Annotated in this window: 11 protein-coding genes; 5 read left to right on the top strand and 6 right to left on the bottom strand. The window is 59.7% G+C overall.

Features of this window, described 5'->3' with window-relative positions; translation table 11 throughout:
• Window positions 1-222 precede the first annotated feature (222 nt).
• Window positions 223-1,376 (top strand): IS3 family transposase gene (locus J0G10_RS15600; protein ID WP_320413737.1). Its coding sequence is split into 2 segments (ribosomal slippage): window positions 223-496 and window positions 496-1,376, totalling 1,155 coding nucleotides; the frame shifts between segments, so codons are not numbered across the junction.
• 76 nt (window positions 1,377-1,452) lie between these two features.
• Here the strand turns inward: J0G10_RS15600 and J0G10_RS15595 are convergent.
• The 6 genes from J0G10_RS15595 to J0G10_RS15570 form a co-directional block, all read right to left on the bottom strand.
• Window positions 1,453-2,226: an enoyl-CoA hydratase gene (locus J0G10_RS15595; protein WP_095048895.1), complete on the bottom strand. Its 774-nt coding sequence runs from the start codon at window positions 2,224-2,226 to the stop codon at window positions 1,453-1,455.
• A gap of 15 nt (window positions 2,227-2,241) precedes the next feature.
• The gene (locus J0G10_RS15590) at window positions 2,242-3,369 is read right to left on the bottom strand and encodes an acyl-CoA dehydrogenase (protein WP_220556146.1); all 1,128 of its coding nucleotides are present in this window, start codon (window positions 3,367-3,369) and stop codon (window positions 2,242-2,244) included.
• A gap of 142 nt (window positions 3,370-3,511) precedes the next feature.
• On the bottom strand, window positions 3,512-4,705 hold the full coding sequence (locus tag J0G10_RS15585) for an acetyl-CoA C-acyltransferase (protein WP_095048893.1): 1,194 nt from the start codon (window positions 4,703-4,705) through the stop codon (window positions 3,512-3,514).
• 12 nt (window positions 4,706-4,717) lie between these two features.
• The gene (locus J0G10_RS15580; protein ID WP_095126290.1) at window positions 4,718-5,479 is read right to left on the bottom strand and encodes an SDR family NAD(P)-dependent oxidoreductase; all 762 of its coding nucleotides are present in this window, start codon (window positions 5,477-5,479) and stop codon (window positions 4,718-4,720) included.
• A 16-nt stretch (window positions 5,480-5,495) separates the two neighbouring features.
• Entirely contained in the window at window positions 5,496-7,160 is a 1,665-nt protein-coding gene (locus tag J0G10_RS15575; RefSeq protein WP_220556145.1) for an AMP-binding protein, read from the bottom strand.
• A gap of 267 nt (window positions 7,161-7,427) precedes the next feature.
• Window positions 7,428-8,444, bottom strand: coding sequence for an AraC family transcriptional regulator (locus J0G10_RS15570; protein WP_095048890.1), 1,017 nt, complete (start codon window positions 8,442-8,444; stop codon window positions 7,428-7,430).
• A 286-nt stretch (window positions 8,445-8,730) separates the two neighbouring features.
• On the opposite strand from J0G10_RS15570, the gene efeU reads away from it, so the two are divergent.
• Genes efeU through efeO (J0G10_RS15550) form a run of 4 tightly spaced genes read left to right on the top strand, consistent with a single transcriptional unit; the run spans window position 8,731 to window position 12,948 of the window.
• A complete protein-coding gene (gene efeU / locus J0G10_RS15565; protein WP_095048889.1) occupies window positions 8,731-9,570 on the top strand; it encodes an iron uptake transporter permease EfeU in 840 nt (279 codons plus the stop codon).
• Between the two features lie 8 nt (window positions 9,571-9,578).
• Window positions 9,579-10,778, top strand: coding sequence for an iron uptake system protein EfeO (gene efeO, locus J0G10_RS15560; RefSeq protein ID WP_220556144.1), 1,200 nt, complete (start codon window positions 9,579-9,581; stop codon window positions 10,776-10,778).
• A gap of 18 nt (window positions 10,779-10,796) precedes the next feature.
• On the top strand, window positions 10,797-12,095 hold the full coding sequence (gene efeB, locus J0G10_RS15555; RefSeq protein ID WP_220556143.1) for an iron uptake transporter deferrochelatase/peroxidase subunit: 1,299 nt from the start codon (window positions 10,797-10,799) through the stop codon (window positions 12,093-12,095).
• A 28-nt stretch (window positions 12,096-12,123) separates the two neighbouring features.
• Complete coding sequence (gene efeO / locus J0G10_RS15550) at window positions 12,124-12,948, top strand: iron uptake system protein EfeO (protein WP_095126287.1); 825 nt, start codon at window positions 12,124-12,126, stop codon at window positions 12,946-12,948.
• Window positions 12,949-13,044 lie beyond the last annotated feature (96 nt).

Here is a 13,044-nt window from a genome sequence, read left to right as displayed (position 1 = left end):
CACCCCAGCCCTCTCCCAGAGGGAGAGGGAGCCGACCGAGGTGTCTGGCGCTATCCATCGACCTGAAAGACCGGGTCGATTACGGATTCAGTAAAACTCTTTCAGGTCGGCGTTCTTTCCAAGCATCCCCCAATCAGTCCCCTCTCCCTCCGGGAGAGGGTTAGGGTTGATCTGGCTTAATGATTCTGGACACCCCTAAAGGGCGTTAATCTACGCCCAACGATGAGGTGTGATTTGACCAGACGATATTTTTCAACAGATTTCAAACGGGATGCGGCTTGCCTGGTTTTGGATAAAGACTATTCGGTGAGTGAAGCCTGTGAAGCAATGGGCGTGGGCCCTACAGCTCTGCGCCGCTGGGTTGAACAACTGCGTGCGGAGCGCAGCGGCAAGACGCCTGAGAAGTCCAAGGCCATGACCGTTGACCAACAACGCATCCAAGAACTGGAAGCAACAATTCGACGGATTGAGCGCGAGAAGGAAATTTTAAAAAAGGCTACAGCTCTCTTGATGTCGGATTCCCTCGATCGGTAAGGCTGGTCGAGGAGTTAAGCGAGCAATATCCAAGATCCGAGTTGTGTGGCGTGTTTGGCATCAACCGCAGCAGTTATTACGAGCGTCTGAAACAGCGGGCGAAAGTGCATGTCGGGCGCGATCGCCTAAAGATCAAGGCTGCCGAATTACATGAGCAAAGTCGCGGCTCAATGGGCGCGCGCAGCCTGTCAAAAGCGCTGTGTAACGAAAAAGAGTCGGTAGGTCGTTACATGGCTCGTAGCCTGATGCGCGAGCTCGGTTTGAAGAGCCAGCAACGGCGCAGGCATCGGTACAAACCCAGCGGTGCGGAGGCGCAATACGCCCCCAATCATTTGGAGCGTAAATTCAATGTCGAGGCCCCCAATCGAGTGTGGTGTGGCGACGTGACTTACATTTGGGCCGGTACTTACTGGGTTTATCTGGCTGCTGTACTTGATCTGCATGCCCGCCGCATCGTCGGCTGGGCGATGTCCAGAAGTCCGGATTCAGCTCTGACCTGTCGAGCGTTAAAGATGGCTTTCGAGTCGCGAGGACGCCCTGAAAACCTAATGTTCCATTCGGATCAGGGCTGTCATTACAGCAGTAAAGTGTTTCGTGAAACGCTGGCGGACATGCGCATAAAACAAAGCATGAGTCGACGGGGAAACTGCTGGGATAACGCTCCGATGGAACGTTTCTTTGGCAGTTTGAAATCTGAATGGATACCCAAGGCTGGTTACCGAAACGAAGACGAAGCCAGCACCGATGTGTTGCGCTACCTGACCCACTATTACAATCGGATCAGGCTGCACAGTTACAACGGATATCGGACTCCGGTAGCAATGGAAGCCTTGGCAGCATGAGAAATGACCTAAACCCTATAACCGTGTCCAGTATCGTTTGACCAGATCAGGTGAGGGGCTTTTCGCTCTAGACGCGTTACTTGCCCTTGAACTCAGCCTCACGCTTGGCAATAAACGCCGCCATCCCTTCCTTCTGATCCTGCGTGGCAAACGCCGCATGGAACACCCGACGCTCGAAGCGCACGCCCTCAGTCAGGTTCACTTCAAAGGCACGATTCACACTTTCCTTGATCATCATCGCAATCGGCAGCGATTTGCTGGCAATCACCGCAGCAACCTTCAGCGCTTCGTCGAGCAGTTCATCGCTCGGCACGATCCGCGCAACAATGCCGCAACGCTCGGCCTCCACTGCATCGATCAAACGTCCGCTCAGGCACATTTCCATGGCTTTCGCCTTACCTACTGCGCGGGTCAGGCGCTGAGTGCCGCCCATGCCCGGCAACACGCCAAGGTTGATTTCCGGCTGACCGAATCTGGCGTTGTCACCGGCCAGAATGAAGTCGCACATCAACGCCAGTTCACAACCACCGCCAAGGGCAAAACCGTTGACGGCGGCAATGATCGGCTTACGCCGGTTGGCCACGCGGTCACTGTCGCTGAACAGATCGTCCATGTAGATCTGCGGGTAAGTCAGTTCGGCCATTTCCTTTATATCGGCACCCGCGGCAAAAGCCTTTTTCGAACCGGTGATGACGATACAACCGATGTTCGCATCTGCTTCCAGCGCATCAAGGGCCTGGTTCACTTCGCTGACCAGTTGCGCATTCAGCGCGTTCAGCGCCTGCGGGCGGTTGAGGGTGATCAGGCCAACGCGGCCGTGGGTTTCGAGCAGAATGGTTTGGTAAGTCATGATTAAAATTCCTTGTCAAAGATTGCGCGAAATAACCATGCGCTGAATATCGCTGGTGCCTTCGTAGATCTGGCACACGCGCACGTCGCGGTAGATACGTTCCAGCGGGAAGTCGTTGAGGTAACCGTAACCACCGAGGGTTTGCAACGCCATCGAGCAGACCTTCTCGGCCATCTCCGAGGCGAACAGTTTGGCCATCGACGCCTCGACCAGTGCCGGTTGCCCACTGTCACGCAGGGCCGCCGCGTAATGCACCATCTGCCGGGCGACGGCGATCTGCGTGGCCATGTCGGCGAGGCGGAAAGCTACGGCCTGATGTTCGATGATCGGCTTGCCGAAGGTGTCGCGTTCACGGGCGTAATCACGTGCCGCTTCAAACGCCGCGCGGGCCATGCCCACCGCTTGCGAAGCGATGCCGACGCGACCGCCTTCAAGGTTGGCCAGGGCGATCTTGTAGCCCTCGCCCTCTTCGCCCAAGCGATTGGCTACCGGTACTTTGACGTCTTCGAAGAGGATCTGGCAGGTGTCGGAAGCGTGTTGGCCGAGCTTGTCTTCGACGCGAGCGACTTTATAGCCCGGTGAATCGGTCGGCACGATAAACGCGCTGATACCGCGTTTGCCGGCACTCGGATCGGTCACCGCAAACACAATCACGATCCCGGCGTTTTGCCCGGAGGTGATGAACTGTTTGCAACCGTTCAGCACGTAGTGATCGCCTTCCAGCCGTGCGCGGGTTTTCAGGCTGCTGGCATCGGAACCGGCCTGCGGTTCGGTCAATGCAAAAGCGCCGAGCATGGAGCCGCTGGCCAGCGGTTTGAGAAAGCGTTCACGCTGATCGTCGTTGCCGAACTTGAGGATCGGCACGCAGCCGACCGAGTTGTGCACGCTCATGATCGTCGAGCAGGCGCCGTCGCCAGCGGCGATTTCTTCCAGGGCCATGGCGTAGGCCAGATAACCAGTGTCGCAGCCGCCCCACTGCTCCGGCACGAGCATGCCGAAGAAGCCCAGCTCAGCCATCTGGCCGATGGCTTCCTTGGGGAATCGATGTTCGCGATCCCACTCGGCGGAGAACGGCTTCAAGCGTTCCTCGGCGAACTGCCGGGCCATGTCGCGGATCTGGGTTTGGTCTTCGTTGGGAATCATGGTGAATCCTTAAATCCGGGTGACAACACCGAACCCTGTGGGAGCTGGCTTGCCAGCGATGGGGCCGTGTCACTGAACATATTGGCTGTCTGACCCACCGCCATCGCGGGCAAGCCCGCTCCCACAGGGTCCAGTGTCAACGTTAGTAAACGCATTCCACGGCCATGGCCGTCGCTTCGCCGCCGCCGATGCAGATGGCTGCCACACCGCGTTTGAGGTTGCGCTGGCGCAAGGCCGAGAGCAACGTCACCAGAATCCGCGCCCCCGACGCGCCGATCGGATGGCCCAGCGCACAGGCACCACCATGCACATTCAACTTGTCATGGGGGATTTCCAGGTGCGTCATCGCCGCCATGCCAACCACGGCAAACGCTTCGTTGACCTCGAACAGATCGACATCACCCAACGACCAACCGGTCTTCTTGATCAGTTTCTTGATTGCACCAATCGGCGCCACCGGGAACAGGCCCGGGGTATCAGCAAACGCGGCATGACCATGAATCACCGCCAGCGGTTTCAGCCCGAGTTTCTGTGCCTGCGACTGACGCATCAGCACCAGAGCCGCCGCGCCGTCAGAGATCGAACTGGAGTTCGCCGCCGTCACCGTGCCGCCTTCGCGGAACGCCGGTTTCAGCGAGGCAATCTTGTCCAGTTTGGCTTTCGGTGGCTGTTCGTCGTGGCTGATCAGCACCTGCTCTTTGCCGACGGTCACGGTCAGCGGTACGATTTCGTCCTTGAAGCTGCCGTCCTTGATTGCCTGCTGCGCGCGGGTGGTCGAGGCGATGGCAAACGCGTCCTGCGCTTCACGGCTGAAGTGGTTGGTCTCGGCGCAGTCTTCGGCGAAGGTGCCCATCAAGCGGCCCTTGTCGTAGGCGTCTTCGAGGCCGTCGAGGAACATCGAGTCGAGCACGCGGCCATGACCCATGCGATAACCGGCGCGGGCACGATCCAGCAGGTACGGCGAGTTGGACATGCTTTCCATGCCACCGGCGATCACCACATCAGCACTGCCAGCCACCAGCATGTCGTGAGCGAGAATGGTAGTTTCCATGCCCGAACCGCACATCTTGTTGACCGTGGTGCAACGGGTCGATTTATCCAGCCCGGCGCCCAGTGCCGCTTGACGTGCAGGTGCCTGGCCGAGGCCCGCAGGCAGTACGCAACCGAACAGCACTTCATCAACCGTGTCACTAGCAACACCGGCACGTTCAACCGCAGCCTTGATCGCAGCAGCACCGAGTTGCGGCGCGGTGAGGCTTTTCAGTTCGCCCTGAAAACCGCCCATCGGCGTGCGCACGGCGCTGACGATGACAATCGGATCGTTGGAAATAGTCATGACAAATCCTCCTTACTTGGCGGCCATGCGCAAGGCACCGTCGAGACGGATCACCTCGCCGTTGAGCATGCTGTTTTCGATGATATGCCGAACCAGCGCGGCGTACTCGGCAGGCTTGCCCAGACGCGGCGGGAACGGTACGCCGGCGGCCAGCGAATCGCGGACTTCCGGGGTCATGCCGGCCATCATCGGCGTTTCGAAAATGCCCGGTGCGATGGTCATCACGCGGATGCCGAAGCGTGCCAGTTCACGGGCGGCCGGCAGGGTCAGGCTGGCGATCGCGCCTTTCGAAGCGGAATACGCCGCTTGGCCGATCTGGCCGTCAAACGCTGCGACCGAGGCGGTGTTGATGATCACCCCGCGTTCGCCGTCGGCATTGGCCTCGGCTTCGGCGATGGCCGCAGCGGCCAGGCGCAGCATATTGAAGCTGCCGATCAGGTTGACGTTGATCACTTGGGCGAAACTGCTCAGTGCATGCGGGCCGTTCTTGCCGAGGATCTTCTCGCCACGGACGATACCGGCACAGTTGACCAGACCGTTGAGGCTGCCAAAGGCTTTAACGGTGGCCTGCACGGCAGCTTCAGCGGCGGCTTCGTTGCTGATATCGGCAACCACGCTTTGCGCGCCCAAACGCTGAGCCTGTGCGGCGACAGCTTCGGCATTCATGTCCACCAGCATCACTTTGGCGCCGGCACTGACCAGCAATTCAGCGGTGGCAGCACCCAGGCCAGAGGCGCCGCCGGTGACGATAAAAACCTTGTTCTCGATCTGCATGACTGTATTTCCTGATTCAAGCTGAAACGTTATGCGCCGCGGCCTCTTGAGCCTTGGCGATTTCCTGGTTGCGCAAGATAAAGCGCTGCAATTTGCCACTCGGGGTCTTGGGCAATTCGCTGACAAATTCGATTTCACGTGGGTATGAGTGCGCGGCCAGACGCTTGCGCACGTGTTGGCGCAGTTCTTCGGCCAGCTCGGGCGCGGCACGGTATTGCGCGCTCAGCACGACGAAGGCTTTGACCAGTTCGGTGCGCTCCGGATCAGGTTTGCCGACGACCGCTGCTTCGACCACCGCCGGGTGCTCAATCAGCGCACTTTCGACATCGAACGGGCCTACGCGGTAGCCCGATGTGGTGATGACGTCATCGCTGCGGCCGACAAAACTGATGCTGCCGTCCGGGTTCCATTCCACGGTGTCGCCGCTCAGGTAGTAATCACCGACGAAGGCTTTGGTTGGCGCACCTTCATAGCCGCCAAACCAGCACATCGGCGATTGCGCACGGTCGATGGCGAGGATGCCGGGCTGGCCGACGCCGAGTTCGTTGTACTGATCGTCGAGCACCACGATGCGATGGCCCGGCGAGGCGAAACCGGCGGCACCAACGTGCACCGCGTGATCAAGGCCGTGGTGATTGCACAGGACCATGCCCAGTTCGGTCTGGCCGTAATGGTCGTGGATGACCACGCCGAGGTTGTCGGCGAACCAGCGGATGACTTCCGGGTTCAGCGGCTCGCCGGCGCTGCTGACGATGCGCAACTTGCCCTTGATCGACTTGGCGAATTCGTCGCCACCGGCGATCAGCAAGCGATAAGCGGTGGGCGAACCGGTGAGGTTGGTGATGCCGTATTTGTTGATCACCCGGCAGGTGCTTTCGAGGGTGAACGGCCCATCGTAGAAAGTGATTGGATGGCCCATCGACAACGGCCCGGTGACGCCGAAGTAGATGCCGTAGGCCCAACCCGGATCGGCGACGTTCCAGAAGGCGTCTTCGGGACGCAGGTCTACGGCATCGCGGGTGTAACTCTGGAACGCGACGATGGCTTTGAGCGGTACCGACAGCGCTTTCGAAGGGCCGGTGGTGCCGGACGTGAACATCAACAGAAACGGATCTTCGCCAGTCAGCAATACCGGTTCGCAGACATTGGAATAATTGGCCAGTTCGGCCCAGAAGCTGAAGTCGCCACGGACGATGCCCTGGCCTTTCGCGCCGCCAACGGTAACGAGGGTCGGGCAGTCAGCGACTTCGGCGAGTTTCGGCCGGTTGACCGCATCGGTGACCACGACTTTGGCGCCAGAGCTGTTCAGGCGATGTTCGAGGGCTTTGGGGCCGAAGGCGGTGAACAGCGGTTGATACACCGCGCCGATGCGCCAGGTGGCGAGCACGGTGATGAGCAATTCGATGTTGCGCGGCAGCAGGCCGGCGACCTTGTCACCCTTCTGCACGCCTTGGGCGAGGAGGAAGTTGGCGAAACGCGCGGCTTTGTCCTGGAGCTCGCTGAAGGTGTACGTCGCACTCGCGCCGTCGCGGCCTTCCCAGAACAGCGCAATGCGCCCGGGCAAGGCATGACGGTCGCAACATTCGACGCAGGCGTTGAGCGCCGCCAGCGTACCGCTGAGCGCGGCATCCACGGTGTGCTGATAGTTGAACTGTTCAGTGGCAGACAAGTAATCGCGCATTGCCAGAATCCCTCTGTTTTTTTATTAGGCTGGGAAGCGTAAACAACAGGGGGATAGTCGCGCTGTGGGGCGGCGGCGGCAATGGTCAAAGCCATCAATGTGGCTGACTGGTTTGGCCAAGACCGCTACCACACTGATCGTTCCCACGCTCTGCGTGGGAATGCAGCCTCGGACGCTCTGCGTCCGCTCCAGAGCTGGAACGCGGAGCGTCCCTTGAGGCATTCCCACGCGGAGCGTGGGAACGATCAAGCGGCGGAATGTGTTGGGTCAGACAACCTCATTCAGGATCAGTTGGCGATAGTGGCCCGGATTCGACCCCGACCATTTGCGAAACGCCTTGTAGAACGAACTCGCATCGGCAAATCCCAAGCGGCTGGCAATCTCGACAAAACTGATCGACGGCTCCGCCAGCCAGATAATCGCCAGCTCTTTGCGCACACTGTCCTTGAGCCCTTGGTAGGTCTGCCCTTCCTCGGCCAAACGCCGGCGCAGTGTCGAAGCCGACATGCACAACTGTTGGGCCAGGGCCTCGGTTTCCGGCCACTGCTCGGCCGGCAACTCCCGCAGATCGTGCTTGATCCGACTGGCTAGGCTCTCCGGGTCGCGGTACTTGACCAGGATGTTGGCCGGGGCGTGGGCGAGAAAGCGTTTCAGTTCTTCGGCGGTGCGCTTGATCGGTAGATCGAGACAATCGGCAGAGAAGATCATCCGTGTGCGTGGACGCTCGAAACGCAGGTTTTCCGAGAACATCACTCGATAGTCATCGGTGAACTCCGGCGCCGCACAGCGCAGTTCGATCGCCAGAATCGGAATCCGCCGCCCCGCCAGCCAACAGGCCACGCCGTGGACGATCATCCAGTAGGTGAAATAGGTGAAAGCGCGGCGTGGCTCGGGATCGTCCTCGAGCAAAACGATTTCCGCCAGACTTTGCTGGTGCACCAGTTGTGCGGGCAGGCGTTCGAGCATCAGTGACAGAAAGCTCAGGCCCGTATTCAAACCCGCCGCCAGCGTCGATTGCGCCATGGTGCTGCGGCAGAGGAATTCGAGGCTGCCAGACTTGAGCTTGCGCGGGTCCATGCCAAAGAACTCGTCATCCCCGCGTCGGGCCAACAAGCGCCAGAGTCTGGCGTACTGCGAGGCGGGCACCCGGCCGTGTTCGGTTTGCAGCAACGCCGGAGCAATCCCGACCTTGTTCAACACCTCTTCGGTGGCTGCGCCCGGGGCACAACTTTGCAGCAGCGCTTCACGCACCAGTTGCACGGCGATGGTGTCTTTTTCCGACATGGAGCGCGGTGAACCTTGTTGTTTTGGGTGGCAGGCATATTACCGCAGCTAACACAAATACCCATGTAGGAGCTGCCGAAGGCTGCGATCTTTTGATCTTGATTCTATAAATCAAAAGATCGCAGCCTTCGGCAGCTCCTACAGGGTTCCGGTGTCACCCGCATGAGAATGGTTGTTCTTTACTTTGTTCAGCTTGTGTTCAGGTTTATGTCAATCAATGTCATGTGAGAATGACTTTCATTATGTTACAACTTGTAACCTCTTCGAATGACTTGTTGGATACCGAATGCTTGTTCCCTTCCTGATCATGCTGCGCGAAGGCATTGAAGCCGCGCTGATCGTTGGCATTATCGCCAGCTACCTGCAACAGACTGGCCGTGGTCAATGGATGCCTGCCGTGTGGATCGGCGTATTTCTCGCCGCTGCCCTCGCCCTGCTGGTGGGCGGTGGTCTTGAATTGGTCAGCGCTGAATTCCCGCAAAAGCAGCAGGAACTGTTCGAAGGCATCGTCGGGCTGGTGGCCGTGGGTATTCTCAGTTCGATGGTGTTCTGGATGCGCAAAGTGGCGCGTTCGATCAAACATTCGCTGCAAGCTTCGCTGGACGAGGCGCTAACGTCCTCGAAACACCAAGTGATCGCACTGATCGCCATGGTGTTCTTCGCGGTCGCTCGCGAAGGCCTGGAAACGGTGTTCTTCCTGCTCGCGGTATTCCAGCAAAGCGAAGGCCCCGGCGCGCCCATCGGTGCGCTGCTCGGGCTGATTCTGGCGATCATCGTCGGTTTCCTGATCTACAGCGGCAGCATGCGCCTCAATCTTTCAGCGTTCTTCAAGTGGACCGGCCTGTTCATTCTGGTGGTGGCCGCCGGGATTCTCGCCAACTCGGTGCAAGCCCTGCATGAAGCCGGGCTGTGGAATCACCTGCAAACAGTACTCTTCGACTTCAGCGCGACGCTGCCGATGGATGGCCCGTTGGGCTCGGTGCTGGCCGGTATGTTCGGTTATCAGGATGCGCCGACCGTCAGCACCCTCGGTGCCTATCTGCTTTATCTGCTGGTGGCACTGGTGATGTTCTTTCTCCCCGCGCCCAAGCCTTCCGCGCAATCGTCTTCCGTTTCCAGCCAATAAGGGCATTCATGTCAAAGCCTAATACTCCTCAGGCCTCCCCTCCTCGCGCCTTGCGTTGGGCGGTGGCCGGTTCGGTGGTGGTGATGATCGCCGCCGGTGGTCTGTTTTATTACGCCTCGAAAATGGCTGCGGCCAAGCGTCAGCACAACCACGATGAAGTGGTGGTGAACATTCATCCGGGCAGTTGCGAACCCAACGCACTGACGGTCCCTGCCGGCCGCGCCAGTTTCCGCATCGTCAACCGCTCCGACCGCGCGGTGGAATGGGAAATCCTCGACGGCGTGCTCGTCGTCGAGGAGCGGGAAAACATTGCGCCGGGCCTCAGCCAAGTGATCAACGCCAACCTGCAACCGGGCGATTACGCGATCACCTGCGGCCTGCTGAGCAACCCGCGCGGCACCCTGCACGTGACGCCAACTGCCGCCTCTGATGCTGCGGCCAAAGCCAAGCCATCGATGGTCGCCTTCGTCGGGCCGCTGTCGGAATTTCGCGTGTACCTGGCCAGCCAGAGCAACGCATTGATCAAAGCCGTGACCGCGCTCGATCAAGCGATTGAAAGCGGCGACCTCAGTCAGGCTCAAGCGTTGTACCTACCGGCCCGCGCGGCTTATCAGCGTCTGGCCCCTGCCGCGCAACGCCTGGCGGAACTGGACAACAGCATCAACGCCCGCGCCGATTATTTCGAAAAGCGCGAACAGGATCCGGCCTTCGTCGGTTTCCACCGAATCGAATACGCACTGTTCGAGCAACGCAATCTCGACCAACTGACGCCCGTTGCCCAGCGCCTGCTCAGCGATGTCACCACGCTCAAACAGCAATTGCTCGCGCAGAGCCTGCCACCGGAGCAACTGGTCAGCATCATCGTGCGCAACCTCAACACCTTGGCCGACGTCCGTGCTGCCAGCGGTGAAGAAGAACGCTACAGCCACAGCGACCTCAACGGTTTCGCTGCCAACGCGCAAACCGCACACAAAGTCGTAGATCTGTTGCGGCCAATGTTGACCAAGTCGGCGGCCGAGCTGTTGCCGAAAATCGACCAGGCACTGGCAGACTTCGACAGCGAACTCGACAACTACAAGATCAAGGACGGCTACGCCAGTTACGACGCCATCAGCGGCGAACAACGCAAGCAGATTGCCGACAAGGCCCAGGCTCTGGCCGACGCTCTGGATGGCATCGATCCCGCCCTCGGCCTCTCCGGCCTGTAAGCAGAAGACCCTTTGACGATGAAAGATAGCGAACCACTCAACCTGCAACGTCGCCGTGTCCTGATGGGCATGGGCGCCGCCGGTGTCGCCCTCGCCGGCTCGACCCTGAGCTGTCCGGCCATGGCCGCCGCGCCGGCACAAGTCACCGAAGCACCGAGCAGTGACAAGACCGAAGACCGTCACGATTTCCACGGCATCCACCAGACCGGCATCGTCACCCCGCGCCCGGCGTCGGGCATGCTCGTATCGTTCGACGTGTTGGCCAGTGATCGTGAAGATCTGGAGCGGCTGTTCCGCACCCTCAACGAGCGCATCGCGTTCCTGATGAAGGGCGGCCCGGTGGCGCAGATCGATCCGAAACTGCCGCCGCCGGACTCCGGCATCCTTGGCCCGAATGTAACCCCGGACAACCTGACCATCACCGTTTCGGTCGGCGAGTCGCTGTTCGACGAGCGCTTCGGTCTGGCCGACGCCAAGCCCAAACGCCTGATGCGCATGGTCGGGTTTCCCAACGATGCGCTGGACGCCGATTGCTGCCATGGCGATCTGAGTTTGCAGTTCTGCTCGAACACCGCCGACACCAACATTCACGCCCTGCGCGATATCGTCAAAAACCTTCCCGACCTGCTGCTGGTGCGCTGGAAACAGGAAGGCAGCGTGCCGCCGCAAGCCCCGGCAAAAGCCGGTGTGCCGGCGCAATCGGCGCGTAACTTCCTGGGGTTCCGCGATGGCTCGGCCAACCCCGATTCCAACGACGCTAAAGCCATGGATCGCCTGGTCTGGGTGCAACCGGGCAGTGACGAACCGGCCTGGGCTGCTCACGGCAGCTATCAAGCGGTGCGGATCATCCGCAACTTTGTCGAGCGCTGGGACCGTACGCCATTGCAGGAACAGGAAAGCATCATCGGCCGGGTCAAAACTACCGGCGCGCCGATGGGTGCGCAGCATGAGACTGAAGTCCCGGACTACAGCAAAGACCCGGCCGGCAAGCTGACCAAGCTCGACGCGCACATTCGCCTGGCCAACCCGCGCACCGCCGCGAGCCAAGCCAACCTGATCCTGCGCCGGCCGTTCAACTATTCGAATGGCGTGAACAAGAACGGCCAGCTCGACATGGGCCTGCTGTTCATCTGCTACCAGGCCGACCTGGAAAAAGGCTTTATCACCGTGCAGACCCGCCTCAACGGCGAGCCGCTGGAGGAATACCTCAAACCGGTCGGCGGCGGCTATTTCTTCACCCTGCCGGGTGTCACGGGCGACAAGGACTTTATCGGTCGCTCGCTGCTCAACGCCACACAACCGAAAACAGCCGCATAAAATAATCTCGACACTGGAGCCGCCCCCGATGAAAAAGACGCCACTCGCGTTATTGCTGACCCTTGGTTTGCTCAACACCCCGCTGTCGGCATTCGCCGCCACTGCACCGCTGGATCTGGTGGGGCCGGTTTCGGACTACAAGATTTACGTTACCGAGCAATTGGATGAGCTGGGCAGCCACACCCAACAATTCACCGATGCCGTGAAGAAAGGCGATTTGGCCACCGCGCAAAAGCTCTACGCACCGACCCGCGTTTACTACGAGTCGATCGAGCCGATTGCCGAGCTGTTCAGTGACCTCGATGCGTCCATCGACTCCCGCGTCGACGACCACGAGAAAGGCGTGAAGGCTGACGACTTCACCGGCTTCCACCGCATCGAGTACTCGCTGTTCTCGGAAAAAAGTACCCAGGGCCTTAACGAGTTGGCGGACAAGCTCAACAGCGACGTAAAAGATCTGCAAACCCGCGTCGCCGGCCTGACTTTCCCGCCGGAAAAAGTCGTCGGCGGTGCCGCCGCGCTGCTGGAAGAAGTCGCCGCGACCAAGATCTCCGGCGAAGAGGATCGCTACAGCCACACCGACCTGTATGACTTCCAGGGCAACATCGACGGCGCGAAGAAAATCGTTGATCTGTTCCGTCCGCAGATCGAGCAGCAGGACAAGGCTTTTGCTGCGAAGGTGGACAAGAACTTTGCCACGGTCGACAAGATTCTGGCCAAGTACAAGACTAAGGATGGTGGTTTCGAGACGTATGACAAGGTGAAGGACAACGACCGTAAAGCGTTGGTTGGGCCGGTGAATACGCTGGCGGAAGACCTGTCCACGTTGCGTGGCAAGTTGGGTCTGAATTGATTTTTTGTAGCGTCTAAGCGGGCCCCATCGCTGGCAAGCCAGCTCCCACAGTGTTCTCGGTCATTCACAAATATTGTGTACACCATAGAACCTGTG

The organism is Pseudomonas germanica, from assembly GCF_019614655.1.
In the GTDB taxonomy this organism is placed as follows: domain Bacteria; phylum Pseudomonadota; class Gammaproteobacteria; order Pseudomonadales; family Pseudomonadaceae; genus Aquipseudomonas; species Aquipseudomonas neuropathica.
Note: the sequence above shows the minus strand (reverse complement) of the source record. Positions and strands in the feature narration are given on the sequence as shown.

Bases quoted from the DNA above. Each gene is read 5' to 3' on its own strand.
- J0G10_RS15575 (WP_220556145.1), bottom strand. From the start codon at position 7,160: ATGCGCGATTACTTGTCTGCCACTGAACAGTTCAACTATCAGCACACC.
- efeB (WP_220556143.1), top strand. From the start codon at position 10,797: ATGAAAGATAGCGAACCACTCAACCTGCAACGTCGCCGTGTCCTGATG.
- J0G10_RS15570 (WP_095048890.1), bottom strand. From the start codon at position 8,444: ATGTCGGAAAAAGACACCATCGCCGTGCAACTGGTGCGTGAAGCGCTG.
- J0G10_RS15580 (WP_095126290.1), bottom strand. From the start codon at position 5,479: ATGCAGATCGAGAACAAGGTTTTTATCGTCACCGGCGGCGCCTCTGGC.
- J0G10_RS15590 (WP_220556146.1), bottom strand. From the start codon at position 3,369: ATGATTCCCAACGAAGACCAAACCCAGATCCGCGACATGGCCCGGCAG.
- efeU (WP_095048889.1), top strand. From the start codon at position 8,731: ATGCTTGTTCCCTTCCTGATCATGCTGCGCGAAGGCATTGAAGCCGCG.
- J0G10_RS15595 (WP_095048895.1), bottom strand. From the start codon at position 2,226: ATGACTTACCAAACCATTCTGCTCGAAACCCACGGCCGCGTTGGCCTG.
- J0G10_RS15585 (WP_095048893.1), bottom strand. From the start codon at position 4,705: ATGACTATTTCCAACGATCCGATTGTCATCGTCAGCGCCGTGCGCACG.
- efeO (WP_220556144.1), top strand. From the start codon at position 9,579: ATGTCAAAGCCTAATACTCCTCAGGCCTCCCCTCCTCGCGCCTTGCGT.
- efeO (WP_095126287.1), top strand. From the start codon at position 12,124: ATGAAAAAGACGCCACTCGCGTTATTGCTGACCCTTGGTTTGCTCAAC.